Genomic DNA, 25878 nt, shown 5'->3' with positions numbered 1-25878 from the left:
GCGCGGCCGGTCACCCCTAAACTAGCGGTGTAAGTTTTGATGCGTCCAGACCCCACGACAGACCCGACGAGGAGCGCAGTGCCCCGACCCCGCCAGCCCCGGCTCACCCGGCAGCTGATCGTCGACGCCGCCACGGCGCTCATCGACGCCGAGGGTCTGCCCGCGCTCTCCACCCGTCGACTCGCCGCCGCGCTGGGCGTGCAGGGCCCGTCGCTCTACAACCACTTCGCCACCAAGGACGAGATCCTCGACGCGGTCGCCGACACGGTCACCGGCGCCGTCGACACCAGCGGCTTCGCCGGCCGGGACTGGGCCGCCGCGCTGCGCGACTGGGCCTGGTCGTACCGGCGGGCGCTCACCGCGCACCCGAACATCGTGCCGTACCTGGCGCAGGGGCCCGGCCGTCGACCGGCCGCGCTCACCATGGCCGACGCGGTCTACGGCGGCCTCGTCCGCGCCGGGTGGCCGCCCGCGCGGGCCACCCACATCGGCGCTGCGCTGCGCTACTTCGTGGCCGGCTCGGCGCTCGGCTCGTTCGCCCGCGGCTTCGTCGAGGATCCCGAGCTGTACGCCGCGCACTACCCCCACCTGCGCCAGGCGCACCGGCTCGCCGAGCACCAGCAGAGCGTGGACGAGGGCGCCTTCGCCCTCGGCCTGGACGCGTTGCTGCACGGCCTGGCTGCCGAGTACGCCCGCACCGTCGGACCGGTGGAGTCCGGCCGGCCCAGCGGGTAGCGTCCAAACTCCCGGCGCTAGTTTCCTCGCCCGCCGCGACCCCGCCGTCGTCACCGCCGCCCCGCCCGCCGTCGCTCGACCCGCCGCCACCGCCCGCCGCCCACCCCGGAAGGGACGCCATGGACCTCGCCGCCCCGCCGTCGCTGCTGCCCGACGCCCTGCGCCTTCGGCGCCTCCTGCACATCGGCGGAGAGTGGACGTCTCCCGCCGGCACCGACGTGATCGACGTGGAGACCCCGAGCACCGGCGAGCCGATCGGTCAGGTGCCGGCCGGCACGGCGGCCGATGTGGACGTCGCCGTCGCCGCCGCCCGCGCCGCCTTTCCCGGCTGGGCGGCCACCGCGCCGGCAGAACGGTCCGCGTACCTGGACCGGCTGCACGCGGCGCTCGCCGCGCGCGCCGACGACCTCGCCCGCACCATCGCGGTCGAGCTGGGCGCCCCGCTCAAGCTCGCCACCCGTGTGCAGGTCGCGCTGCCACTGATCGTGCTGCGCGACCACGTGGCGCTCGCCGCCCGACCACCGGTCGAGGAGACCGTCGGCAACTCCCTCGTCGTCCGAGAGCCGATCGGCGTGGTCGGCGCGATCACCCCGTGGAACTACCCCCTGCACCAGGTGATGGCGAAGGTCGCGCCAGCGCTCGCCGCCGGCTGCACTGTCGTGCTGAAGCCCAGCGAGTTGACCCCGCTGACCGCGTACCTGCTCTTCGACGCGGTCACCGAGGCAGGTCTGCCGCCGGGTGTGCTCAACCTGGTCCCCGGCACCGGTGCGGTGGTCGGCGAGGCGCTCGCCGGGCACCCCGACGTCGACCTGGTCTCGTTCACCGGCTCCACCGCCACCGGCACCCGGATCATGCGACTCGCCGCCGACCGGATCGCCCGCGTCGCGCTGGAGCTGGGTGGCAAGTCCGCCAACGTGATCCTTCCCGACGCCGACCTGGCCACCGCGGTCAAGGTCGGCGTCGGCAACGCCCTCATGAACTCCGGCCAGACCTGCACGGCGTGGACCCGGATGCTTGTGCACCGCGACCGGTACGCCGAGGCGCTCGACCTGGTCGCGAAGGCGGTGGCCGGCTACGGCGTCGGCGACCCGTTCGACCCTGCCACCCGGCTCGGCCCCCTGGTCTCCGCCGCCCAGGCGACGCGGGTGCGCGGGCACGTGGAGCGGGCTCTCGCCGACGGCGCCCGCCTCGTCGCCGGCGGCCCGGACGCCCCGGTGCCGGCGCGGGGGCACTTCGTCGCCCCGACCGTCTTCGCCGACGTGCACGCGGACAGCGCGCTCGCCCAGGAGGAGGTCTTCGGCCCGGTGCTCGCCGTACTCCCGTTCGACGACACCGACGAGGCCGTCGCCATCGCCAACAACTCGCGCTACGGGCTCGCCGGCGCGGTGTGGTCCGCCGACACCGAGGCGGCGCTCGCGGTGGCGCGGCGGCTGCGGACCGGCGCGGTCGACATCAACGGCGCGGCGTTCAACCCGCTCGCTCCCTTCGGCGGCTACAAGCAGTCCGGCCTGGGCCGGGAGCTGGGCGTGCACGGCCTCGCCGAGTTCTGCGAGCTGAAGGCCATCCAGCGATGAGCGGCCCCGAGCCGGCGGGCGCGCCGGTCGTCGTCCGCGCGCTTGTCGCGCGCGGGCCCGGCGCCGAGCTGCGGGTCGAGCGGGTACGCCTGCCCGCGCCCGGCCCCGGCGAGGTGCGGGTGACGATCCGGGCGGCCGGCGTGTGCCACTCCGACCTGTCCATGGTCAACGGCACTCTGGCCGCGACGTTCCCGCTGGTGCTCGGGCACGAGGCGACAGGCGTGGTGGCCGAGGCAGGTGCGGGCACCCGGCTGCCGGTCGGCACGCCTGTGGTGCTCAACTGGGCGCCCGCCTGCCGGGCCTGCTGGTGGTGCCGGCACGACGAGCCGTGGCTCTGCGCCGCCAACACCGCCCCGACCGTGGCGCGCGGCGAGACCGAGGACGGCGTACCGCTGCATCTCACGCTCGGCCTCGGCGCGCTCGCCGAGGCCGTGGTGGTGCCGGAGAGCGCGGTCGTGCCGATCCCCGCCGGACTGCCCGCCGAGCAGGCCGCGCTGCTCGGCTGCGCGGTGCTCACCGGCGTCGGCGCGGTCGGCAACACGGCCCGGGTCGCGCCCGGCGAGTCGGTCGCCGTCATCGGGCTCGGCGGGGTCGGGCTCGCGGTTCTCGCCGCCGCCCGCCGCGCCGGCGCCGCGACGATCGTCGCCGTCGACGTGGCCGAGGCGAAGCGCGACCTGGCCCTCGCCGCCGGGGCCACCGACTTCCTGCTCTCCGACGACCGGCTCTCCAAGGAGGTGCGGGCGCGCACCGAGGGCCGGGGCGTCGACCACGCCTTCGAGTGCGTCGGGCGCGCCGCCACGATCAGGTCGGCGTGGCGGCTCACCCGGCGCGGGGGAGCGGTCACAGTGGTCGGCATGGGCGCCAAGGACGACATGGTCAGCCTCGGCGCGCTGGACATCTTCCACTCCGCGCGGACCCTGCGCTCCTCGGTGTACGGCTCGTCCGACCCGGACCGGGAGGTGCCGGTGCTGGCCGCCGAGCTCGCCGATGGCGCGCTGGATCTGCGCGTGCTGGTCAGCGGCACGGTCGGGCTGGACGAGGCGCCCACCGCATTCGACCGGCTCGCCCGGGGCGAGGGCGCCCGCTGGGTGGTCACGCTGGACTGAGCCGAGCAGGCGCGCATGCCGGCCGTTTCCGGCCGGCATGCGTGCGGTCTCGATCAGAAGGGTGGGGTGTCCTCACCCATCAACGCCAGCACGACGCCACCCCTCCCGCTCTTGAGGCTCTGGACCACGACCCTGCCGGTGCTGCCGTCGGGCAGCTCCAACGTGAAGGTCTTTCCGACCGCGTTCTTGGGGCCGTTGCCGGCGCTGTTGGCGGGCCGGAAGTCGCCTGCCCACGGCCTGGTCCCACCCTTGCGGGCGGGCTCGGCGAAGAGGGCGGCGGTGCCAGGGGTCCTGGTGCCGTCCGAGGAAAGAAGCACTGAGGCGCTGCGATAGGTAGCCATATGCGCCAAGGCTATCCCGGACCGCGCTCGATCGCGCTCCGCAAAGGCCCTCTGCACCGAACGGCCGTGGGAAAGGCTGCGAGCCGGACGCCGGTAGCTCCGAACATCGACCGACACGGACCGTCGCCCCGGCACCGGCGACGCGTTTCCCACCGTCGGGACGGGCTGGAACAGCGTAGGGTCGGCGTGCAGTGGAGGATTTCGCGCCCGCCGCGCGGTTCGTCACCTGCACGCCGCGATCAGGCGAGTACCACTCTGCACGTTCACCGACCTGCTCCAGGAGGTTCGATCATGTCCAAGGACTCGACGAGCAAGGCGAACGTCAAGAAGAAGGGCAAGACGATCAAGGAAAAGCAGACTGCGAAGCGCCTGAAGCGCGACGAGCAGAACGGGCGCTCCTCAAACGTCGTGCCCACGGGCCGCTGACGCCGGCAACATCGCTCAACTGTCCGAATGCGGTGATGAAGGTACGCGGGCCATAAGATCTACTTCTATGGTCCGCACCACACCTCCGCGTCCTCTGGACATCACCGAGCTCTTCCCCGACCTGCGGGAACATTCCACCACCGCCACCCGCCTGCATCCCCGGCCCGGTGCTCCGACCGTTGCGGACAGCTCGGTAGGCGGACCGCTGCTGTGGCCGGCCGACGAGGTGTGGCCGGTCTGCGACGACGCCGGGGCGCACGAGCCGTACAACCTGACCACCCCGGCCGCCCTGCGCCGCAGGCGGGAGATCTTCGCGACCGCGGAGGCCCGCGAGTCGCCACCGGGCGGGGACTTCCTGACCGCGCAGGAGCGGGCCGAGCTCGATGCCGCCGACGCTCTGGACCTGGACGACCTGATCGAGGATCCGATCCCGTTGGTCCCGGTCGCGCAGCTGTACCGCCGAGATATCCCGGACTACGCCGGTCCGGACGGCACCGACCTGCTCCAGGTGCTGTGGTGCCCGGTGGACCACTCGGACCGGCACTACAGCCCTCGCGTCTTCCTCTACTGGCGCGACAGTTCCGCCCTCGGCTCGTTGCTCGAAGCGCCTCCCGAGCCGCCGGTGATCAGCGACCTGTACCTGCCGGTGCCGTGCGTGGTGCACCCCGAGCAGGTTCGCGAGTACCAGTACGCCGATCTGCTCCCCGACGACCTGCGCGAGCGGGTCGACGCGTGGGATGACGACGAAGACGACAGTCGTCCCCACTATCAGACCGACCTGTCGCTGGCGCCGGGCTGGAAGGTCGGCGGGTACGCGAACTGGTCACTGACCGACCCGTACCCGATGGACTGTGCTGTCTGCGGCACCACGATGACCCTGGTGTTCACCGTGGGCTCGGGCGACTGGAACGGCACGCGTTGCAGCTGGCGCCCGTCCCAGGAGGACGCGACCGCGTCCCCGGACACCGTAGGCGTGCAGATCGGTCGTTGCTATTCGCTGTACACCTTCCGCTGCCCCGAATCCTTTGCGCATCCGCCGGCCACCGCCATGCAGTGACGCGGCCCTCTCCACGGCTTGCCGGCGCAATTGGCGAAGCGGTATCTCGCTACCCGACCGTGCGGACGGTGCCTACTCTTCCGTCGTGGCACGTACCCGCATCAGGAGCATCGTCGTCGACGCGAAGGGGACATGATGGGGCGCAAGGCGATCATCTTCCACGGGACCGGCGGCAACCCGGACGTCGTCTGGTACCGCTGGTTGGCGGGGCGGCTCGAGGCGCGGGGTTACGTCGTCGAAGTGCCGCACCTGCCGGGCCTCAACGTCGAGCCGATCGCGACGTTCCTGCCGACGGTGCTGGCCGGGCAGCACGTCGACGAGGACACCGTCCTGGTGGGCCACTCCGGCGGCGCGGCGTTCCTCCTGGCGTTCCTGGAGCATGTCGAGGTGACCGTCGCTCAGGCGATCCTGGTCGCCGGCTACTGCACCCAGCCCAACACCAGCGATGAACCGGTGCTCCAGGAGAGCTACGACTGGGCCGCGATCCGGTCGCACGTGCGCGACATCGTCTTCATCAACTCCCGCGAAGATCCGTACGGCTGCGACGACAGGCAGGGACGCGCCATGTTCGAGCGGCTCGGCGGCACCCAGATCGTGCGCGACGACGGGCACTTCGGCGACTACGACCAGCCGTACGAGCGGTTCGAGCTGCTCGACCGACTCATTCCCTGACGCTCGTCACATCCGCGCCCGCAGCACGTCGACCTTGCAGCCGGCGCCGTTCGCGACGAGCCACCCGCACGCGCCGTCGAGCCGCGCGGGATCCACCGACGCCCCACGGGTTTTCCGCTCCGGAGTCGTTGCGGCCGGAAAACACCTAGCAGTACTATGCATCGTACTTCTAGGGTTTGGGGGTGGGAGGTCTCGTGAAGGTCGCGAAGGACCTGGTGGCCGCGTCGGCGACACCGATGGTGCTCGGCATCCTGGCCGAGGGGGAGAGCTACGGCTACGCCATCCTCCGGCGGATCAACGAGCTGTCCGGAGGTGAGCTGGACTGGACCGAGGGGCTGCTGTATCCGCTGCTGCATCGGCTCGAGCGCCTGGCCTATGTGGAGGCCAACTGGCAGTCGGTCGCCGGTGAGCGCAAGCGCAAGTACTACCGGATCACCGACCGGGGCCTGGCCGAGCTGGCCGAGCAGCGCCGGCAGTGGGACACCGTCGTGGGCGCGCTCAAGGAGATCTGGCAGGACCGTACGCCGCTGACGGCGCGTCCGCTGGAGGGCCTCGCGTGACGGCGTACGACGGGCCGGAGGAACTGGAGGCGCAGTTCGCCCAGTGGCGGCGCTACGTGCTGCGGCGTCGGGAGTTGCAGTCGGTGGACGCCGACGAGTTGGAAGACCACCTCCGCGGCTCGGTCGACGAACTCGTCGCGGCGGGCCTGAGCCCGGACGAGGCGTTCCTGGTCGCGGTCAAACGGATGGGCAGCCTCGACGAGCTCTCCCGCGAGTTCGCCCGGGAGCATTCCGAACGGCTGTGGAAGCAGCTCGTGCTGACCGGCGACTCCGGCCCGGCCGCCGGCCCGCGCTCCCGTCGGGACCTGTGGGTCATGCTCGGCTGCGCGGCCGGCGCGGTGGTGTCCGTCAAGGCGCCCGCGCTGTTCGGGTGGAACTTCGAGGACGACGGCTCCTTCTACGCGCGCAACGCCACCCTGTTCGCGCTGCCCTGGTTGGCGGCGTTCCTGGCCTGGCGACGGCGAGCCCGACCGGTGGTGATCGCGGTGCTGGCGGCGCTGTTCGTCCTCGGCGCCGTGGCGGCGAACGTCTACCCCCTGGCGGACGACTCGCAGTCCGTCGTCGTCACAGGCGTCCACCTTCCGATCGCCCTGTGGCTCGTGGTCGGTCTGGCCTACGTCGCCGACGACTGGCGCTCGTCGCGTCGACGCATGGACTTCATCCGCTTCACCGGCGAGTGGTTCATCTACTACGTCCTGATGGCCCTCGGCGGCGGCGTGCTCGCGGCGTTCCTGTTCAACACCTTCGCGGCAATCGGGATCGTTCCGGAGGCGTTCGTCTCGCAGTGGCTCCTGCCCTGCGGCGCCGCGGCGGCCGTCGTCGTGGCCGGGTGGCTGGTCGAGGCCAAGCAGAGTGTCGTCGAGAACATCGCGCCGGTCCTCACCCGGCTGTTCACCCCGCTCTTCACCGCCGCCCTGCTCGCCTTCCTCGTGGCCGTCGTCTGGACCAGCCACGGCATCGACGTCGAGCGCGAGGCGCTGATCCTGTTCGACCTGCTGCTCGTCGTGGTGCTGGGGCTGCTGCTCTACTCGCTCTCGGCCCGCGACCCGCTGGCCCCGCCCGGCGCGTTCGACAAACTCCAGCTCGCGCTCGTGGTCAGCGCGTTGGCCATCGACGTGCTGGTGCTGGTGGAGATCACCGGCCGCATCACCGACAACTACGGCGGTACGCCCAACCGGGCGGCCGCGCTCGGCGAGAACGTGATCCTCCTGGTCAACCTCGCGTGGTCGGCGTGGCTGCTGTTGAGCTTCCTCCGTCGGCGTACGCCGTTCGCGGCGCTCGAGCGCTGGCAGACCGGCTACCTGCCGGTCTACGCCGCATGGGCCTGGATCGTGGTCCTCGTCTTCCCCCCGCTGTTCAGTTACGCCTAGAGGCCGATGGGCACGGCCCTCTCCGACCACCTCAACCAAGCGGTTGGTTGACAGCGCGGCACAATGATGCTGAACTATCAACCAACCGCTTGGTTGGGGATGGGTGAGGATGACGGAACGGCACGACCGCAGGCAGGCGCTGGTTGACGCGGCATTCTCGGCGATCGCCGAGAGCGGCTTCGAGGGGTTCCGACTGCGGCCGATCGCCGCAGCGGCAGGCATCGACCACTCCACCCTGCACCACTACTTCCGGACCAAGGCCGATCTGATCGCGGCGGTGCTCGAACACGTGACAAGCCAATTCGAGGCGACGATGCACACCGACCTGGAACCCGCCGCCCGACTGCGGCACCACCTCCGCGAGATCGCCACCGCCGTCGCGCGGCGGCCCGAGTTGTTCATCGTGCTCGACGAGCTCGATCTGCGGGCCCGACGGGACGAGTCCACCGGGGCCGACATCGAGCGCGACGAACAGGGCTGGCGGGACGCACTTGAGGCGATCTTCACCGAGGGCGTCGCGCGGCATGTCTGGTCGACGGACCTCGACGTCGCTGCCAGCGTCGAGCTGGTGATCGCCACCGTCAAGGGCATTCGCCTGCGTCCCGACCGGGCCGAGTCCGTCGTCAACCAACTGTGCGACCTCTTCGCACCGGAAAGGCTCACCCATGACTGACGTGCTCATCGTCGGCGGTGGCATCGGCGGCCTCGCTCTCGCCCAGGGTCTGCGGAAGCACGGCATCGCCGTCAGCGTGTACGAGCGTGACCGCCACCGCGACGACCGGGTGGACCGCTACCGTCTCGCGATCAACCCGGCGGGCAGCCGGTCGCTGCGTGCCTGCCTGCCCGACCGACACTGGCAGGCGTTCACCGACACCGCTGGCCGGCCCGGCGGCGGTTTCGGCTTCCTGGGCACGGACCTGCGCACGCTGGTCCTCGTGGAGGACGCCGTCATGTATCCCGACGATCCCGATCCCGCGGAACGGGCCTACCCGGTCGACCGTTCCACCCTGCGCGGCGTTCTCCTCGACGGACTGGACGACGTCGTCCACTACGACAGGGCGTTCGAGCGCTACGAGCTGACCGCCGACGGTCGCCCCACCGCGCACTTCGGAGACGGGACGTCCGAAACCTGCGACGTCCTGGTCGGCGCGGACGGGATCAACTCCCGGGTACGCGCGCAGTACCTGCCGACCGCCACCCAGCGGGACACCGGTGCGGTGGGCGTCGGGCTCAAGCTGCCGCTGAACGACGACACCCGAGCCTGGCTGCCCGCCCGGCTGGCCACTGGCATGAACCTCATCGTGACCGGTGCGCCGTACTTCCTGTTCACCTCCGTGTTCGAACGCCAGCAGCCGATGGGGGACGACTATCTGCTGTGCGCGTTCGTCGCCCGTACCGACCTGTTCCCCTCGCGTCCGGAGCGCCTCGACGGCGCGCAGGTGAAGACCTACGTCGCGGGGCTGATCACGGACTGGCACCCCGCGCTACGCCACCTGATCGACAGGTGCCCACCGGGCGATGTGAGCGCGTTCCCGTTCCAGGCGTCCGACCGTCCGGCGCCCTGGGTGCCCTCGCGGGTCACCGTGCTCGGCGACGCCGTGCACGGCATGCCGCCGGCCGGCGGCAACGGCGCCAACACCGCGCTGCGCGACGCCGCCCTGCTCACCCGCCAGTTGTCGCTGGCCGACGACGGCCACCTGCCGCTGCTGGACGCGATCGGCGAGTACGAGACCGAGATGCGCGAGTACGGGTTCCACGCCGTCGACCTGGCCATGCGAACCCTCCACCAGGGCATGACGAGCAACCCGCTCAGCGTGGGTCTGACCCGTGGCTGGTTCGGCCTCTGCGGCATCGCGGCACCGCTGCGCCGGATGACGTTCGGCGCGAGCTGGGCCAGGATCAGCGCCCCACGTCACTGGGAGCGGGCCGCCTGACGAGCGCTTCCCTCACTTGCCGGTGACGATGCCCGGGTTGATGCACAGGCCCGGGTTCGCGCCGTTCTTCTCGGCGATCTCCAGGCAGCGGGTGACCTTGTCGACCTTGGCGTTGGTCTCGGTGATCTGCTTGGAGATCTCGGCGTTCTTGCGGTCCTGCTCCAGGTTGCGGGTCTGGGCGAGCTTGTCCTGGAACGCCTTGATGTTGCCCTCGGTCTTGTCGTCGTGGTTCACCCGGGTGATGGTCACCGAGAGGATGTCCACGTCGCTGGCGAGGCGGGTGTCCGCGCTGGTCTTGATGTTCGCCGCGAAGGGCTTGAGGTCGACGTTGAGGTCACCGGTCCGATCATCGATCTTTTCCAGCGGGTTGTACGCGGCGAACGCGTCGTTGACCGCGCTGTCGAGCTGCACGCCCACCCGCTGGCCCCGGAAGCTGTCGAAGTCTCCCTTGTAGTCCATGAACTGCTTCGGTGCGTTCTCCGGCTTGACCTGCCACTCGATGAGCACCTCGACACACGCGTCGGCGAGCGTGCCGGTACGCACGCGCACGCAGTTGTTGCCGCCGATGTGGTCGTACTTCTGCCGACCCGCGTCCCATTCGCCCACCTTCTGCCAGGGGGCCACCCACTTCAGGCCCGAGCCGGTCACCTTCCCGGTGGGCTTGCCGAAGCTGGTGACGATGCCGACCGAGCGGATCGGCACCGAGTGGGCGCTGGAGACGACACCGACCAGCAGGGTGAGGGCGAGGAAGGCGAGCGCCGCGAGGGCGGCCATCCGCTTCAGTGGCCGCGCGGGGGCGACGAGAGCCAGGACGGCGCTGACCGCCAGGGCGACGGCGAAGACGATCGCCATGGTGAAGCCGACGGGCATGGGGTGGCACCTTCCGTAGGGCTGGGTGGATCATCAACCTAGGAGGTCCGGTCAAGCCCGCCGGGCCGGGGAGTGGAGTCCGCACACGTCCTTTGGCGGCGAAGACGCGGGGGGCCGCAACCCACCGGGGCTGCGACCCGACTACGATCCAGCCCACTATGACCATAGAGCGCATCCGCCGGCTCGCCACCGACGTACCGGCCGATCACGCCGCGCCCCCGCGGACCCCCCTGCCGAACTGGCTCCTCGTCCCGGGCCTGGCCCTGCTGGCCATCTCGCTCGCGGCGTACGGCGCCTTCGTGCGTGACCGGCCGTTCCGTGGGACGGACTTCAACATGTACCTCGGGGCCGCCCACGCGTTCCTCGATGGGCAGCCGGTCTACCAGCTCGGGTACACCTCGCTGGCCATCCCGTACACCTATCCGCCGATCACCCTGCCGTTCCTGACGCCGCTGACGCTGCTCGATCCGCGCACCGCGCTCACCGTCTTCAACATCGTGGGTATCGCGGCAATGCTCCTCGCTCTGTGGTTCACCACCAAGATGCTCGGCTACGAGGGCACCGGCGGCCGGCTCGGTCTCGTCGCCGCCGTCGGCGCGGTGCTGGTCTGGACCGAGCCGCTGCAGCGCAACCTCGACCTCGGCCAGATCAACATCTTCGTGATGCTGCTGGTCGTGGCGGACCTCGCCCTGCCCGGCCGGAGCCGGTTCAAGGGCGTCGGCATCGGTGCCGCGACCGCGACCAAGCTGCTGCCCGGACTCTTCGTGGTCTACCTGCTGCTCACCAGGCGAATCCGGGCCGCCATCGTCGCGGCTGGCACCTTCGTCGGGCTCACGCTGCTGGGCGCGATCATCCAGCCGGGCGGCTCGTACGACTACTGGCTGACCGGGCGGGCGTTCGACTCGCACCGGGTGATCTCCGGCGTGCGTTACGGTGGCAACCAGTCCCTGCAGGGGTTCACCGCCCGACTGCTCGGGACCGACCAGCACAACACCATCTGGTGGATGCTCTCCGTCGCCGTCGTGCTGGTCGGTGGCCTCGCCCTGGCCACCGCGCTCCAGCGGCACGGCGAGGAAGCGATGGCCATGGTCGTCGTCGGCTTCACCATGCTGCTCATCTCGCCAGTCACCTGGTCGCACTACTGGCTCTGGATCGGCCCGATGGCTGTGGTGTTGATCGACGTAGCGCGTCGCTCACGCGGCGCGGCACGTCTGATCGCCGGCGTCGTCGCGGTAGCCGCGATCGCTCCGTTTCTCATGTGGCCGGGCCCCTATCGTGGCGATGTCATCCCGCGCGGCCTGATCTGGCAGTCTAACCAGTTTGACGGGCTGGCCCGGCGGTTCGCGGTTGATCCCTACGTGACGACGACGCTTGTGCTCTTCGCGCTCGCCGCGTTGTGGCTGTACTGGCGGTCGCGTGCGCAACGGACGGTCCTGCCGGCCGTCGACACCGCGAACGGATGATCAATTTTCTACGGCGACAGAGGCACGGAACCGCCGCGAGCACCAGGAGACGTCGATGACGCAGGCGATGGACGAGCAGGCGGTCGCAGCGCAGACCATCGAGCCGATGCAGGCCGGCCAACGCGCGGATCTGCCCCGGCGGGCCGGGGTGGAGGCACCGGCCGCCGAGCCGGCAGCGGGCGGGCGGCGGCCGCGCCTGCTGGTCCTCGACGGGCTGCGCCTCGGCGCTGCGCTCATGGTCGTCGCGTACCACCTCGTCGGTGACAAGGCCGGTGCCTGGCAGCCCTCCGCCGCGTCCCACTTCGGGCTGCTGCACTCCGTCTCCAGGTACGGCTTCCTCGGCGTGCAACTCTTCTTCATCATCAGCGGCTTCGTCATCTGCATGAGTGCCTGGGGACGCTCCGTCGGTGACTTCTTCGTCTCCCGCGTCGTCCGGCTCTACCCCGCCTACTGGTTCGCAGTCCTGCTGGCCGCAGCCGTGCTCGTGGCCGTGCCGAGGGGTGTCGACCTCAAGCTCCGCGACGTGGTGGGCAACCTGACGATGATGCAGGAGTTCCTCGGCATCCGGCACCTCGACCTGTCGTACTGGACGCTCACCGTCGAGATGGTCTTCTACCTGCTTTTCGCCATCCTCGTGGCGCGCGGCCTGACCTACCGCGGTGTGGTCGCCTTCTGCGCCATCTGGACCGTCGCCGCGCTTGTCGTGCCCAAGTTCGGCAGTCCGTGGTTCAGCACCGTCGTGGCGGCTGGCCACTCCAGCTACTTCATCGCGGGCATCGCCCTCTACCTCATCTACCGCTTCGGCCCGAACCTGCTGCTGTGGGCGATCGTCGGCCTCTCCTGGCTGATCGCGATCACCTGGCTGCCCATCCTGGCCCAGGCCCGCGACGTCGCCTTCGCGCCGACGGTCGTCGTCGTGACTGCCTTCGTCGTGGTGATGGCGGCTGTCGCTCTCAACGTCTTCTCCTGGGTTAAGTGGGGCTGGGTCGCGACGGCCGGTGCCATGACCTACCCGCTGTACCTCATTCACCAGACGGTCGGGCTCGCCGTCATCGACCGGCTCCAGGACCACCTGTCGCCGTGGTTGCTGATCACGACGCTGATCGCCGGTCTGCTCATCGCCGCCTGGCTGATCCACCGGTTCGTCGAACGGCCCGCCGCTCGCTGGATGAAGCGGCAGCTCAACGACTCGATTCGCCAACTTCGGACCACTCGCTGACAGCGGGGCCCGCGCGCTGAGTGTGCCGGCGCCGCTCCAGGACGCACACAAACGCTCGGCCGGCGCCCCGACGGGGCGCCGGCCGGTGTCATCAGTGGGCTGCGTGTGCGTCACGCGGTCGCCGGCAAATCCCGCGACGGCGCATCCACCGTGCGTCGTTTCAGCGAACCCCCGGGTAGAGAACGCCTACCCGGGGGTACGTCTGGTGCTGACCCATCCGATGCCGGCCGATGCCGTGCAGACCGCGCTCAAACGGGTCTTTCTGGCGGCCGAGGACCTGGACGGCAACCGTGTCGCCCTGCTGACGCGGGAGTTGGCCGCGCAGTGGGGCGTGCCGGCGCTCTGGGAGCAGGTCTGCCGGCCGCTGCTGGCAGGGCTCTCGGGGCGTACCGCCGCCGAGGTCGCCGTCGAACACGCCCTGGCCGAGGGTGTCCGCGTCGGGCTGGACGTGCACCGGCGCGAGCCGGGCCGGTCACTGCCCACCGGCGGGGTGCTGCTGGCCGGTGCCGAGCAGGAGGCGCACTCCCTCGGCCTGCACGCGCTCGCCGCCGCCCTGCGGGAGCAGGGCCGCGGCTGCTTGCACCTGGGGCCCGCGCTGCCCTGGCCCGCCCTGACCAGCGCGGTGTACCGGGCTCGCCCGTACGCCGTCGTGCTCTGGTCGCAGACGCCTGTCACCGGCCGCGCGTACCGCCTGGTGCGTTTCGCCAGGGATTTTCCCCACCTGCGGGTGTACGGCGCGGGGCCGGGCTGGATCGAGCCGCTCGCCGCGCCGGTGGGCCATCTGAACGGGTTGCCGGCAGCCGTCGCCGCCTGTCTGGCGGCTCAGCGGGCGTGATGCCCGCCACATACGATACGGATCGGTTCCGTATCGTTAATCTGCGCCCGTAGGCTGTCCCCGTTACGAGACTGGCCCGTATCGTATTGCGCGACGGGTGCAACCGGGGGGAGAACCGGGCATGGAACTGCACGACAACACGGGACACCCGAGGAGGTGGGCGATCCTGGGGGTGCTGGTGATCAGCCTCCTCGTCGTCGTCCTCGACAACACGATCCTCAACGTCGCCCTGCGCACACTGGCCGACCCGGTGCACGGCCTCGGCGCCAGCCAGGGCGAGCTGGAGTGGTCCATCAACTCCTACACGCTGGTCTTCGCGGGGCTGCTGTTCACCTTCGGGGTGCTCGGCGACCGCGCCGGCCGCAAGCGCTTCCTGATGGTCGGGCTGGCGCTGTTCGGCCTGGCGTCACTGCTCTCCGCGTACGCTGACAGCCCCGCGCAGCTCATCGCGGCCCGCGCCCTGATGGGGGTCGGCGGCGCGGCCATCATGCCGGTGACGCTCTCGATCATCTCCAACGTGTTCGACCCGCGTGAGCGCGGCCGGGCCATCGGCGTCTGGGCCGGCGCGGTCGGCCTGGCCGTGGCGATCGGCCCGATCCTCGGCGGCACGCTGCTGGAGCACTTCTGGTGGGGCTCGGTCTTCCTGATCAACGTCCCGGTGGTCGTCGCCGGCGTGGTCCTGGTGGCGTTGCTGGTCCCCGAGTCGCGTGACCCGCGCCCCGGCCGCGTCGACCTGCTCGGCGTCCTGCTCTCCGTGGTCGGCCTGGTGGCGCTCTCCTACGGCATCATCGACGGCGGCGAGCACGGCTTCGACCGCCCGCTGGCCTGGGGCTCGATCCTGGTGGGCCTCGCCGTGCTGGCCTGGTTCGTCCGGCACGAGCTGCGCTCCGAGCACCCGTCGCTGGACGTCCGGCTGTTCAAGGTGCCCCGGTTCGCCGCGCCCGTGGCGATCGTCGGCCTGGTGTTCTTCGCCGCGATGGGCGTGATGTTCTTCAGCTCCTTCTACCTGCAGCTGGTGCGCGACTACAGCCCGCTGCAGACCGGCCTGCTCTTCCTGCCCTTCGCCGGAGCGCAGCTGATCTTCGCGCCGCGCAGCGCCGCGATGGTCCGCCGCTACGGCGGCCGGGCGGTCGCCGCCGTCGGACTGGGACTGACCGTGGTGGCACTTGCCGCGTTCGCCTTCATCGGCGCGTCCACCCCGATCTGGGTCGTGCTTCTCGTCTTCTTCATCCAGGGTGTCGGGATGGCCAACATCATGCCGCCGGCCACCGAGTCCATCATGTCGGCGCTGCCGCGTGAGAAGGCCGGCGTGGGCTCCGCGGTGAGCAACACCGTCCGCCAGGTGGCCGGCGCGCTCGGCGTGGCGGTCCTCGGCTCGGTGCTCTCGGCTGTCTACCGCAGCGACGTGGGCGACGCGCTTACCGGCCTGCCCGCGCAGGCCCGCGACGCGGCCAACGAGTCGATCTCCGGGGCGTACGCGGCCGCCGGAAATCTCGGCCCGGCGGCGCCGACGCTGATCTCGGCGGCCAACGACGCGTTCGTCACGGCCATGCACTGGGCGGCGGCGCTGTCCGCTATTGTCGCGGCCCTCGGCATGCTTGTGGCGCTGCGCTGGATGCCGGGTCGTGACGCCCTGGCTCCGGCGTCGGCGGCGCCCGCCGCCGAGCCCGAGCTGGCCGGGACGGCCTAGGTTCTCCGACGATGTCCGACATGACCTCCACTGCCGATGCTCCGCGGTCGCCCGGGCGACCGCGGAGCCTCCGCGCCGACGAGGCGATCATCGAGGCGACCCTCGACCTGCTCGCCGAGGGCAGCACCATCGAGGCGCTCTCCATCGAGGCGATCGCCGCCCGCGCCGGGGTCGGCAAGGCCACCATCTACCGCCGCTGGGCCGGCAAGGACGCGCTGCTGCTGGACGCGCTGCGCCGGCTCAAGGGCATCCTGCCGCAGCCCGAGGGGCACTCGCTGCGGGACGATCTGATCCTGCTGGTCGGCGCGATCGGGAAGAATGTCGACCCGCGGGCGTCGAAGATCATGCCCTGCCTGGTGCCGGAGGTGAACCGCAGCCCGGACCACTTCCGCCTGTACCAGAACATCATCTCCCCGCGCCGGCAGCTCATGCGCGAGGTGCTCCGGCGAGGTATCAGCGAGGGACTGCTCCGGCCCGACCTCGACATCGAGGTGACCATGGCGTTGCTCACCGGACCGATGCTGATCCAGCGGGTGCTGCAGTGGAACCCGGAGTTGAACGAGCAGACCCTTCCGGAGCAGGTCGTCGACGCGGTGCTGGCGGGCATCCTGACCCGCTGACCCGGCCCACCGGGCACTGACCGACCGGTCCGTGCCCGGTGGCCCCGGGCTGGCCGGGCGGGTGGCTGCCGGCTCTCGCGGTGGCCCCGGGCTGGTGGGCGGCGGCTGCGCCGATCCGCGATCAGGCGTTCGACGCGCGCAGGCGGTGCAGGCGTAGCGCCAACTGCACCTCCAACGCCCGCTCGGGCCGCTGCCAGTCCGCGCCGAGCAGCTGCCCGACCCGCTCCAGCCGCTGGGTCACCGTGTTGACGTGCACGTGCAACTGCTCGGCGGCGCGGGCCAGGCTGCCGCCCACCCCGAAGTACGCCTCCAGCGTCTTCACAAGCGCCGTCCCGCGCCGGGCGTCGTAGTCGACCACCGGGCCGACCGTGGCGGTGAGGAACTGGGCCACGTCCCTCTCACCCCGGTCACCGACCGTGCCCAGCAACAGCCCGACGAAGCCCAGCTCCGCGGTGCTGGCCCCCTGACCGGCGCGGCCCAGCGCGCCCAGCGCCGTCAGGCAGCGATCCGCCTCGTGGAACGTCCCCGCCAACGTCCCCGGCCCGGTCGACGGGCCGCTCGCCCCGGCGGTCACCGGCCGACCCGTCACTCGCGACAGATCCCGCGCCACCGCGCGGGCGCTGCCGCCGGCATCCTGACCGGGCAGCATGAGAACCACCCGACCGTCGCGCGCCGCGGCCAGACCACCGCGCGCCGAGGCGTACGTGGTGGCCCAGGAGAGCACCCGCTGTCGGGCGGAGCCGGTCGCCGCGATCGCGTCGTCGCCCACCGCCACCAGCACGTGCGGCGCGTCCAGGTCCACGCCGAGCCGACGCGCCCGGGCGCGCAGCGCGTCGGTGTCGCGCAGCGGCCGGGCGATCAGGTCGTCGAGCAGCTCGCCACGGACCCGCCCCTCCGCCTCGGCCACGGTCCGGCGGAACAGCAGCAGCAGCGCGGTCACCAGCGCCGCCCGCTCCAGGATCCGCTGGTCGGCGTCGACCAGCTCGTCGTCGGGACGCAGCACCAACGCGCCCAGGTTCTCCGCGCCGGCCACCACCGCCGCGTACCAGAGCGGGCCGCGGCGCACACTGCGTCCCTCCGTACGCGACGCGGCCACCGCCTCGACGATGTCCGCCCGGTCCGGCTCGTCGATCTCGCCCACCCGGGCCAGCAGGCGGCCCTGGGCGTCCAACGCCAGCAACGCCCCGCCCAGCACCTCGGTCACCGCCGCCGCCACGTCCTCCACGCCGCCGCCGCGCAGCACCAGCGCCGTCATCCGGTCGTGCGCCGCCGCGGCCCGCTCCACCGAGCTGCTGTGCGCCCGGATGGTGGTGTTCGCGGCCGACAACTCGGCCAACGCCGAGCGGGTCTCGGCCAGCAGCCGGGCCGTGTCGATCGCCACGGCGGCGTGCGCGGCGAGGGAGACCAGCAGCGCGACCTCCTCCCGGGCGAACGGCCGGGCCGAGCGGTTGGCCGAGTACAGCACCCCGATCGAGGTGGAGCCGAGCCGCAGCGGCACCCCGAGGATCGCCACCAGGCCCTCCTCACCGACACCGGCGTCGATCTCCCCGGTGTGGTGGAAGCGCGCGTCCTCGCCGTAGTTCGCGGTGACGTACGGGGCGCCGGACTGGGCCACCAGGCCACCGAGGCCGGCGCCCATCGGCAGCCGCAGCCGCTGGAAGCGGGCCGACACGGACCCGTCGGTCACCCGCATGTAGGTGTCGCCGTGCTCGTCGTCGTTGAGCGTCATGTACGCCACGTCGGCGCCGAGGAGGTTGCGGGCCCGGTGCACGATCGCCCGCAGCACGTCGTCCAGGTCGCGCAGCCCGGCCAGGTCGCTGACCGTGTCGTACAGGCCGGACAGCTCGGTCTCGCGGCGTCGGCGGCGCTCCAGCAGCGCGCGGACCCGCAACGCCACCGTCTTGGCCTGCTCCAGCTCGGCCAGCCGGTCGGCGGGCAGCCCGGCGGCGCGCGCGGCCACCAACGGGCCTTCGAACTCCACCGCGGCGGCCTCGCGAGCGAGCAGTTCGAGGAACTCCACAGGCGACGACATGGTCGACATTGTGCTCGGGACCACTAGTTGGCCGTCCAGCCCCCGTCGAGCGCGATCGACGCGCCGGTGATGAACGCCGCCGGCGGCGCGCAGAGGTACGCCAGCAGCTCCGCCACCTCCTCCGGCTCGATGAGCCGCTTGATCGCTGCCCGCGCCAGCATGACCTTCTCGATCACCTCGGCCTCGCCGATGCCGTGGCTGGCCGCCTGGTCGGCGATCTGGCTCTCCACGAGCGCCGTCCGCACGTACGCCGGGTTGATGCAGTTGGCGGTCACCCCGTGCGCGGCACCCTCCAGCGCCACCACCTTCGACAGCCCCTCCAGGGCGTGCTTCGCCGAGACGTAGGCCGCCTTGTACGGCGAGGCGCGCAGGCCGTGCACCGAGGAGATGTTGACGATCCGTCCCCAACCCCTGGCGTACATGTGCGGCAACGCGCGGCGGATCAGCAGGAACGGCGCCTCCACCATGACCCGCTGGATGTACTCGAAGCGCTCGACGGGGAAGTCCTGCACCGGCGCCACATGTTGGAGCCCGGCGTTGTTGACCACGATGTCCACGTCCACGTCGAGCGCGTCCACGGCCGCCGGGTCGGCCAGATCCACGCCCTCGGCGCGTCCGCCGGCCTCGGCGGCCACCGCCTTGGCCGCCTCCAGGTTGCGGTCCACCACGAGCACCGTGGCGCCGGCCGCACCCAACCGCAGGGCACAGGCCCGCCCGATGCCGCTGCCGCCCCCGGTGACCAGGGCGGTCCGACCGGCGAGGTTGACCTGTACGACGTGGGGGACCGCCACGGGTTCTGCCGTCATGGCGCAAGAAGTTACGAGCTGTGTGCCCTGCGGCACATGGGGCAGCGACACATACTCCGTACCACTGCTGTGTGGCCCGACCGCCGTCCCCGCCCACCGGCAGTCTCCGCCGCAGCGGCGCGGTGGCCGGCCTGCTCACCGCTCGCGCGGCGAACACCGCGAGATCTTGGACAGTTTCCGTCAGCCGATGACGGAAACTGTCCAAGATCTCCGCGCGCGCTGCCGGAGACCGCCTCGGCGGTCGAGGTGCGCCGACATCGGCCACCGGCGGACGGCGCCGGGCGGCGAGGCTGCGGCTGCGCCGCGGGCGGATGCTGGCACGAATGCGAGGGCGTGTCCCGTGGGGCCGGTGGGAAGGGCGGCAGTTAGGGTGTCGAACACACGTACTGCTGACAGCTGGGGGAGGGGGCGGCGTGCGGGTGCTGGGGGTCGACCCGGGGTTGACGCGCTGTGGGGTGGGCGTCGTCGAGGGCGTGCCCGGTCGCCCCTGCACGCTCATCGCCTACTACGTGGTCTACACCGACCCGGCCGACGACCTGGCGCTGCGCCTGCTGCACCTGGACCGGTCGCTCGCGAAGCTCGTCGCCGAGCACCAGCCGGAGAGCGTCGCCGTCGAACGGGTGTTCAGCCAGCACAACGTCCGGACGGTGATGGGCACCGCGCAGGCCAGCGGCATCGCCGTGCTGGCCGGGGCGCGGGCGGGGCTGCCGGTGCAGACGTACACCCCCAGTGAGGTGAAGGCAGCGGTGACCGGTTCCGGTCAGGCCGACAAGGCGCAGATGACCGCCATGGTGACCCGGCTGCTGCGGCTGGACGAGCCACCGAAGCCTGCCGACGCCGCCGACGCGCTCGCCCTGGCCATCTGCCATGTGTGGCGCGGTGGCACCCGTTCCAAGCTGGCCGCCGCGGCCGACCGGGCACGACGAGGAGGAGCACGATGATCGCCAGCGTGCGCGGCACGGTGACCGCGACGGGTCCGGATCTGGCCGTGATCGAGGTCGGTGGTGTCGGCCTGGCCGTGCACTGCGCCCCCGGGACGCTCGCGGACCTGCGGGTGGGGCAGCCGGCGCGGCTGGCCACCAGCCTGGTGGTCCGGGAGGATTCGCTGACCCTCTACGGGTTCGCCGACGACGACGCCAAGGCGCTGTTCGAGCTGCTGCAGACCGCCAGCGGGGTCGGCCCGCGGCTGGCTCAGGCCGTGCTGGCCGTGCACACGCCGGACGCGGTCCGTAAGGCCATCGCCAACGCCGACACCGCCGCGCTGACCCGGGTTCCGGGGATCGGCAAGAAGGGCGCCGAGCGCCTGGTGCTGGAATTGCGGGACCGGATCGGCCCGGTGTCGATCGGCGCCGACGGGGTGGGTGGCGTGACCGGCGGCGCCTGGCCCGACCAGGTGCGGCAGGCGCTTGTCGGCCTGGGCTGGACGGCCGGTCAGGCCGACCAGGCGGTGGCCGCCGTGGCGGAGACCATCGACGGGGCCACCCCGCCCGTCCCGGTCCTGCTCAAGCAGGCCATCCGCCTGCTGGGTCGGACCCGATGACCGCCCGGCCGCGACGGGAGGCGGCACGGTGAGCGATACCGACGGGCTCGTCTCGGCGTACGTCAGTGATGCCGACCGGGACGTGGAGGCCACGGTGCGGCCCCGGCGGCTGGCCGAGTTCATCGCCCAGGACCGGGTACGCGACCAGCTCGACCTGCTGTTGCAGGGCGCGATGCGGCGGGGGTCGCCCCCGGATCACATCCTGCTTTCCGGGCCACCCGGGCTGGGCAAGACGAGTCTGGCCAACATCGTCGCCGCGGAGCTGGGCGCGGGCATCAGGGTGACAAGCGGCCCGGCGATCGAGCGTTCCGGTGACCTGGCGGCGATCCTGACCAGCCTCGCCGAGGGTGACGTGCTCTTCATCGACGAGATCCACCGGATCGCCCGGCCGGCGGAGGAACTGCTCTACAGCGCGATGGAGGACTTCCGGGTCGACGTCGTCGTGGGCAAGGGCCCGGGGGCGACGGCGATCCCGCTGGACGTCGAGCCGTTCACCCTGGTCGGCGCTACCACCCGCTCGGGTCTGTTGACCGGGCCCATGCGGGACCGGTTCGGCTTCGTGGCGCACCTCGACTTCTACGCCCCGGCGGACCTGGAGACGCTGCTGCACCGGTCGGCGCGCATCCTCGGGGTGCCGATCACCGCCGACGGCGCGGCGGAGATCGCCGGCCGGTCCCGGGGCACACCCCGGATCGCCAACCGGCTGCTGCGCCGGGTCCGCGACTACGCCGAGGTCCGGGCCGACGGTGTGGTCACCCTGGGCACCGCCCGCAAGGCGTTGACGGTGTACGACGTCGACGCGCTGGGTCTGGATCGGCTGGACCGGGCGGTGCTGACCGCGCTTGTGGACTCGTTCCGGGGCGGTCCGGTCGGCTTGTCGACCCTCGCCGTGGCGGTGGGGGAGCAGCCGGACACCGTCGAGGAGGTCTGCGAGCCGTTCCTGGTGCGCGCCGGTCTGCTGGCCCGTACCCCGCGGGGCCGGGTCGCCACGGAGGCCGCCTGGCGGCATCTGGGGCGTACTCCACCGAATGGTACATTTGGGATGGATGTCCCGTCTGCGCCCGATCTGTTCTCCCAGGACGCCGATCAGCCGTGATGTGAACGTGATCTGTGCCGCATTCGGTGTTCTCAGGTACAGGGATTAGACTTCGCCGCGGTCTGTACAGGATGTGAGAATCCGCCTCCGCTCCGGCACTCTCGTGCCGGGGATGTGGCCAATGGGAAGGCAGTAACCGTGCAATACCTTGCAGCGGGTGGTGGAGCCGGCGGCTTCACGCCGGTCCTGATGGTCGTCCTGCTCTGCGGCGTCATGTACGTCATGATGATCCGTCCCCAGCAGAAGCGTCGCCGCGAGGCGGAGGCCATGCAGGCCGGGCTGGGTCCGGGCGATGAGGTCGTCACGATCGGCGGGCTCTACGGCACGGTCACCGGCGTCGAGGACGACGCCGTTCTGCTCGAGATCGCTCCGGGCGTGCAGACTCGCTACGCCCGGCCGGCCATCGCCCGGGTGGTCACCCGCGCGGAGCTGCCGAGCGAGCCGGTCACCGAGGACGCGGACACCGTCAAGGACTGATCCGGGCGGCGGTCCTGGCGTACGGCCAGGCGACCGGCGCTCGGAGCCACCGCGCCCGACGGGGCAGCGGACGCGACGTGAAAATTGGATAGTTGGGTCGACGCCGGGCGTCGGCACGTTCCCGTGACCGTCGGCGTCCCCCGCCGGCGCGTCCGGCCAGCGTGCCGGCATCCCCGTCGGCCAGGTCAGACCCGTTGGCCGGGACCCCCGGCCCGACACTCGCCGCCGCCGCGCGCAGCGGCGCGACCGTACAGGGAGACAGGACAACCGTGGCACCACCTCAGGGACAGATGCGACCCGGCCGGCAGCTCGCCGTGCTCGGGTTCATCTTCGTCGTCCTCTATCTTTTGGTGTTCTTCTCGGGCGGCGCCAGCGGCAGCTTCAAGGACCGGCTGGAGCCCAAGCTCGGCCTGGACCTGATCGGCGGCACCCGGATGACGCTGGAGGCGACCAACAACGTCGACGGCAAGCCCCCGACGGCCGAGAACCTCGAGGAGGCCCGGCAGATCATCGAGAACCGGGTCAACGGGCTCGGCGTGGCCGAGGCCGAGGTGGTCACCGAGGGCAACCGGAACATCGTCATCTCCCTGCCCGGTGAGAACCGGAACCTCGACGAGGTGGGCAGCGCCGCCGAGCTGCGCTTCCGCAAGGTGCTCAAGGCGGCCGACGGCAGCGGGACGGCCGCCGCGCCGCCGGCCGCCACAGCGGCCCCGCCGGGCAGCGTCACCCCGTCCGGCGCTCCGTCGGCTACCCCGTCGGGCAGCGGCGCGCCGAAGGTGAGCCCGTCGGCCAGCGGTGCGGCGAAGGTGAGCCCGTCGGCCAGCGGTGGGCAGGGCGGGATGGCGCCCGCGCCGTCCGCCAGCGCCACGCCGACCCCCTCGGCCTCTGCTTCGGCTTCGGCGAGCGCCGCCGCGCCGTCCGCCAGCGCCGAGCCGGTGTCGGCGAGCGTCGAGGAGCAGCGCAAGGCCGTCGAGCAGAAGGTCGGCGCCGCCGCCTGGCAGGCCGCCAGCGGTCTGCAGGCCCCCGCAGACCTGAGCGCCGACCCGTCGCTGGGCGACAAGCTGAAGCCGTTCAGCGCGCTGTCGCCGCAGGAGGTCGCCGTGCTGCCGGCGCAGATGCAGTTCAACGTGCCGACGATCAGTTGCGCGCAGCTCGACAAGCGTCCCCCGGCGTCGATCTCCGACCCCAAGCAGCAGGTGGTGTCCTGTGAGGGCGGCGCCTCGAAGTACCTGCTCGACCAGGCCAAGGTCGAGGGCACCGATGTGGACGACGCCGACGCGGTGCTCGACCAGACGAACGCCTGGGTGGTCAGCCTCGACTTCACAGGCGACGGCCAGGCCAAGTGGACCGCGTTGACCCGCGAGGCGTTCACCAACGAGGGCCAGGCCTGCGACGCGAGCGCTCTCGGTCAGGACGGCAAGTGCCGGGTGGCCGTCGTGCTGGACAACGAGATCGTCTCCTCCCCGGAGATCCAGGGTGTGCTGACCGGCAACTCCCAGATCACCGGCAGCTTCAACCAGAAGGACGCCAGCGCGCTCGCCAGCCAGCTCCGCTACGGCGCGCTGCCGGTGACCTTCAAGCCGCAGGAGTCGCAGAACGTCACCGCGACCCTGGGTGCCAGCCACCTGCGGGCCGGTCTGCTGGCCGCCGGCATCGGCATGCTGCTGGTCATCATCTACGCGTTCTTCTACTACCGGCTGCTCGGCTCGGTGATCTTCCTGAGCCTGATCCTGTCCGCGCTGCTCGTCTTCGGCGCGCTTGTGGTGCTCGGCCGGCAGATCGGCTTCACGCTCACGCTCGCCGGCATCGCCGGCATGATCGTCTCGCTCGGTGTGGCGGCGGACTCGTTCGTCATCTACTTCGAACGACTCAAGGACGAGATCCGGGAGGGGCGCAGCCCGCGCAGCGCGGTGCCCCGCGCCTGGATCCGCGCCCGCCGGACGATCATCTCGGCCAACGCGATCACCCTGCTCTCCGCGGTGGTGCTCTACGTGGTCTCGGTCGGCACGGTCAAGGGCTTCGCGTTCGCCCTCGGCCTCGCCACGGTGCTGGACCTGGTAGTGGTCTTCCTCTTCCGGCACCCGATCATGACGATGTTCGCCCGGACCCGGGCGTTCCTGTCCCCGCGGGTCAGCGGCCTGGGCCGGGCTCTTCCGGCCCGCAGCCAGCAGACTCAGCCCCGCAACCCGCGCGCCAAGGAGGCCTGAGATGGCTCAGAACGGTTTGGCGAGCCGCCTCTACAACGGCGAGGCCGGTCTCAACGTCGTCGGTCGGCGCAAGCTCTGGTTCGGCGTCGCCGGGATCCTGATCCTGATCGCGATCCTGAGCGTCTCGATTCGCGGGTTCAGCCTCGGCATCGAGTTCGCCGGCGGCAACTCGTTCCAGGTGCCGGCCAGCGTCGGCACCCTGAACCAGGCCGAGGACCAGGTGAACGCCGCGCTCAAGGCCGAGGGCGGCGGCGCCGAGGTGGTGACGGCGCAGAAGGTCGGCGGCACCGGCGGTGACTCGTACGAGCTGCGTACCGGTCAGCTCAGCGCGGAGCAGGCCACCGCGGTCAAGGCCGACATCGCTCAGCGGTTCGGCATCAACGTGGACCAGATCAGCGGCAACCAGGTCAGCGAGGCGTGGGGCAGCCAGGTCACCTCACGGGCCGTGCTCGGCCTGGTCATCTTCATCGCGCTGGTGATGGTCTATCTGATCCTGCGCTTCGAGTGGCGGATGGCTGTCGCCGCGGTGGCGTCGCTGTTCACGAACCTGCTCCTCACCGCCGGCATCTACTCGCTTGTCGGCTTCGAGGTCACGCCGTCGACGATCATCGGTTTCCTCACGATCCTGGGCTTCGCGCTCTACGACGTGGTGGTGGTCTTCGACAAGGTGCAGGAGAACACCCGGGGCATCACCGCCAACAACAACATGACGTACGGCGAGGCTGCCAACCTGGCCGTCAACCAGAGCCTCATGCGGTCGCTGAACACCTCGGTGGTGGCCCTGCTGCCCGTCGGTGGTCTGCTCTTCATCGGCGCCGGTCTGCTCGGCGCCGGCACGCTGAAGGACCTCGGCCTGGTGCTGTTCGTCGGTATGGCGGTGGCGTTCCTGACCTCCATCCTGGTGGCGACGCCGCTGCTGGCGCTGCTGAAGAACTACGACCCGCGCATCCAGGCGCACAACAAGCGGGTGCAGGCCCGCCGGGGCGCGCTGGGCCGTGGCGAGGTCGTCGGCAAGGGTGCCCCGACCCCGGTCGACGGCGAGGTGGCCGACGCGCCGCTCGACCCGGAGTCCGCCGCGCTGGCCGGCGCCGCCCCGAAGGTGGGCGCGCGGCCGGCGGGCAAGCGGCCGACCGGTGCCCGGGGTGGCCGCCCCGGCGGCGGCGGCAACCGGCCGGGTGGCGCCAAGCGGCGCTGATCGGCCCGGGGCCGACCCGAGAGGAAACGCCCGAACGGCGTCCGGCATGCTGT

General features: G+C 71.5%; 25 protein-coding genes. 21 read left to right on the top strand and 4 right to left on the bottom strand.

What is annotated here, in order from left to right; all coding sequences use genetic code 11:
- Positions 1 to 78: 78 nt before the first annotated feature.
- From ACLQ26_RS04770 to ACLQ26_RS04760, 3 genes are all read left to right on the top strand, one after another.
- Positions 79 to 735, top strand: coding sequence for a TetR/AcrR family transcriptional regulator C-terminal domain-containing protein (locus ACLQ26_RS04770; protein WP_425743258.1), 657 nt, complete (start codon positions 79 to 81; stop codon positions 733 to 735).
- Positions 736 to 854: 119 nt separating this feature from the next.
- Entirely contained in the window at positions 855 to 2309 is a 1455-nt protein-coding gene (locus tag ACLQ26_RS04765; RefSeq protein ID WP_425743257.1) for an aldehyde dehydrogenase family protein, read from the top strand.
- Entirely contained in the window at positions 2306 to 3415 is a 1110-nt protein-coding gene (locus ACLQ26_RS04760) for a zinc-binding dehydrogenase (RefSeq protein WP_425743256.1), read from the top strand. The genes ACLQ26_RS04765 and ACLQ26_RS04760 overlap by 4 nt, the downstream gene beginning before the upstream one ends.
- 53 nt (positions 3416 to 3468) lie before the next feature.
- Here ACLQ26_RS04760 and ACLQ26_RS04755 read toward each other — a convergent pair whose 3' ends face one another.
- Complete coding sequence (locus tag ACLQ26_RS04755) at positions 3469 to 3756, bottom strand: hypothetical protein (protein WP_393296456.1); 288 nt, start codon at positions 3754 to 3756, stop codon at positions 3469 to 3471.
- A 291-nt stretch (positions 3757 to 4047) separates the two neighbouring features.
- Here ACLQ26_RS04755 and ACLQ26_RS04750 point away from each other — a divergent pair, with 291 nt between their 5' ends.
- From ACLQ26_RS04750 to ACLQ26_RS04720, 7 genes are all read left to right on the top strand, one after another.
- Positions 4048 to 4182 carry a hypothetical protein gene (locus ACLQ26_RS04750; RefSeq protein ID WP_425743255.1) on the top strand — a complete coding sequence of 45 codons (135 nt, stop codon included), beginning with the start codon at positions 4048 to 4050 and terminating at the stop codon, positions 4180 to 4182.
- 67 nt (positions 4183 to 4249) lie between these two features.
- The gene (locus ACLQ26_RS04745) at positions 4250 to 5239 is read left to right on the top strand and encodes a hypothetical protein (protein WP_425743254.1); all 990 of its coding nucleotides are present in this window, start codon (positions 4250 to 4252) and stop codon (positions 5237 to 5239) included.
- 132 nt (positions 5240 to 5371) lie between these two features.
- Complete coding sequence (locus tag ACLQ26_RS04740; RefSeq protein ID WP_425743253.1) at positions 5372 to 5911, top strand: RBBP9/YdeN family alpha/beta hydrolase; 540 nt, start codon at positions 5372 to 5374, stop codon at positions 5909 to 5911.
- Positions 5912 to 6147: 236 nt separating this feature from the next.
- On the top strand, positions 6148 to 6471 hold the full coding sequence (locus tag ACLQ26_RS04735) for a PadR family transcriptional regulator (protein ID WP_425743771.1): 324 nt from the start codon (positions 6148 to 6150) through the stop codon (positions 6469 to 6471).
- The gene (locus ACLQ26_RS04730) at positions 6468 to 7841 is read left to right on the top strand and encodes a permease prefix domain 1-containing protein (RefSeq protein ID WP_425743252.1); all 1374 of its coding nucleotides are present in this window, start codon (positions 6468 to 6470) and stop codon (positions 7839 to 7841) included. Before ACLQ26_RS04735 ends, ACLQ26_RS04730 begins: the two co-directional genes overlap by 4 nt.
- Before the next feature lie 109 nt (positions 7842 to 7950).
- Positions 7951 to 8514: a TetR/AcrR family transcriptional regulator gene (locus tag ACLQ26_RS04725; RefSeq protein WP_425743251.1), complete on the top strand. Its 564-nt coding sequence runs from the start codon at positions 7951 to 7953 to the stop codon at positions 8512 to 8514.
- Positions 8507 to 9775, top strand: a complete 1269-nt coding sequence (locus ACLQ26_RS04720) for an FAD-dependent oxidoreductase (protein WP_425743250.1) — start codon at positions 8507 to 8509, stop codon at positions 9773 to 9775. The genes ACLQ26_RS04725 and ACLQ26_RS04720 overlap by 8 nt, the downstream gene beginning before the upstream one ends.
- A 12-nt stretch (positions 9776 to 9787) precedes the next feature.
- Here the strand turns inward: ACLQ26_RS04720 and ACLQ26_RS04715 are convergent, their stop codons facing one another.
- Complete coding sequence (locus tag ACLQ26_RS04715) at positions 9788 to 10645, bottom strand: SPFH domain-containing protein (RefSeq protein ID WP_425743249.1); 858 nt, start codon at positions 10643 to 10645, stop codon at positions 9788 to 9790.
- Positions 10646 to 10803: 158 nt separating this feature from the next.
- Here ACLQ26_RS04715 and ACLQ26_RS04710 point away from each other — a divergent pair, with 158 nt between their 5' ends.
- The 5 genes from ACLQ26_RS04710 to ACLQ26_RS04690 all read left to right on the top strand — a co-directional run bounded on the left by ACLQ26_RS04710 (position 10804) and on the right by ACLQ26_RS04690 (position 16472).
- Entirely contained in the window at positions 10804 to 12108 is a 1305-nt protein-coding gene (locus ACLQ26_RS04710) for a glycosyltransferase 87 family protein (RefSeq protein WP_425743248.1), read from the top strand.
- Between the two features lie 55 nt (positions 12109 to 12163).
- On the top strand, positions 12164 to 13327 hold the full coding sequence (locus ACLQ26_RS04705; protein WP_425743247.1) for an acyltransferase family protein: 1164 nt from the start codon (positions 12164 to 12166) through the stop codon (positions 13325 to 13327).
- Between the two features lie 205 nt (positions 13328 to 13532).
- A complete protein-coding gene (locus ACLQ26_RS04700) occupies positions 13533 to 14162 on the top strand; it encodes a transcriptional regulator (protein WP_425743246.1) in 630 nt (209 codons plus the stop codon).
- Between the two features lie 121 nt (positions 14163 to 14283).
- Positions 14284 to 15852, top strand: a complete 1569-nt coding sequence (locus ACLQ26_RS04695) for an MFS transporter (protein WP_425743245.1) — start codon at positions 14284 to 14286, stop codon at positions 15850 to 15852.
- Positions 15853 to 15863: 11 nt separating this feature from the next.
- The gene (locus tag ACLQ26_RS04690) at positions 15864 to 16472 is read left to right on the top strand and encodes a TetR/AcrR family transcriptional regulator (protein ID WP_358154503.1); all 609 of its coding nucleotides are present in this window, start codon (positions 15864 to 15866) and stop codon (positions 16470 to 16472) included.
- Positions 16473 to 16593: 121 nt separating this feature from the next.
- Here the strand turns inward: ACLQ26_RS04690 and ACLQ26_RS04685 are convergent, their stop codons facing one another.
- On the bottom strand, positions 16594 to 18513 hold the full coding sequence (locus tag ACLQ26_RS04685) for a helix-turn-helix domain-containing protein (RefSeq protein WP_425743244.1): 1920 nt from the start codon (positions 18511 to 18513) through the stop codon (positions 16594 to 16596).
- 14 nt (positions 18514 to 18527) lie between these two features.
- Positions 18528 to 19310, bottom strand: a complete 783-nt coding sequence (locus ACLQ26_RS04680) for a 3-hydroxybutyrate dehydrogenase (RefSeq protein ID WP_425743243.1) — start codon at positions 19308 to 19310, stop codon at positions 18528 to 18530.
- A gap of 413 nt (positions 19311 to 19723) precedes the next feature.
- On the opposite strand from ACLQ26_RS04680, the gene ruvC reads away from it, so the two are divergent.
- The 6 genes from ruvC to secF all read left to right on the top strand — a co-directional run bounded on the left by ruvC (position 19724) and on the right by secF (position 25825).
- Positions 19724 to 20251, top strand: coding sequence for a crossover junction endodeoxyribonuclease RuvC (gene ruvC / locus ACLQ26_RS04675; RefSeq protein WP_425743242.1), 528 nt, complete (start codon positions 19724 to 19726; stop codon positions 20249 to 20251).
- Entirely contained in the window at positions 20248 to 20850 is a 603-nt protein-coding gene (gene ruvA, locus ACLQ26_RS04670) for a Holliday junction branch migration protein RuvA (RefSeq protein WP_425743241.1), read from the top strand. Before ruvC ends, ruvA begins: the two co-directional genes overlap by 4 nt.
- A gap of 28 nt (positions 20851 to 20878) precedes the next feature.
- Positions 20879 to 21946 (top strand): Holliday junction branch migration DNA helicase RuvB, encoded by a 1068-nt coding sequence (gene ruvB / locus ACLQ26_RS04665; RefSeq protein WP_425743240.1) that lies wholly within the window; start codon positions 20879 to 20881, stop codon positions 21944 to 21946.
- Positions 21947 to 22084: 138 nt separating this feature from the next.
- Positions 22085 to 22423 (top strand): preprotein translocase subunit YajC, encoded by a 339-nt coding sequence (gene yajC / locus ACLQ26_RS04660; protein ID WP_425743239.1) that lies wholly within the window; start codon positions 22085 to 22087, stop codon positions 22421 to 22423.
- 269 nt (positions 22424 to 22692) lie between these two features.
- Positions 22693 to 24630, top strand: a complete 1938-nt coding sequence (gene secD, locus ACLQ26_RS04655; protein WP_425743238.1) for a protein translocase subunit SecD — start codon at positions 22693 to 22695, stop codon at positions 24628 to 24630.
- Position 24631: 1 nt separating this feature from the next.
- Positions 24632 to 25825, top strand: coding sequence for a protein translocase subunit SecF (gene secF, locus ACLQ26_RS04650; RefSeq protein WP_425743237.1), 1194 nt, complete (start codon positions 24632 to 24634; stop codon positions 25823 to 25825).
- The last annotated feature ends 53 nt before the right edge of the window (positions 25826 to 25878 follow it).

The sequence above is a fragment of the Micromonospora sp. DT43 genome (assembly GCF_049841645.1).
Lineage (GTDB): Bacteria > Actinomycetota > Actinomycetes > Mycobacteriales > Micromonosporaceae > Micromonospora.
Note: the sequence above shows the minus strand (reverse complement) of the source record. Positions and strands in the feature narration are given on the sequence as shown.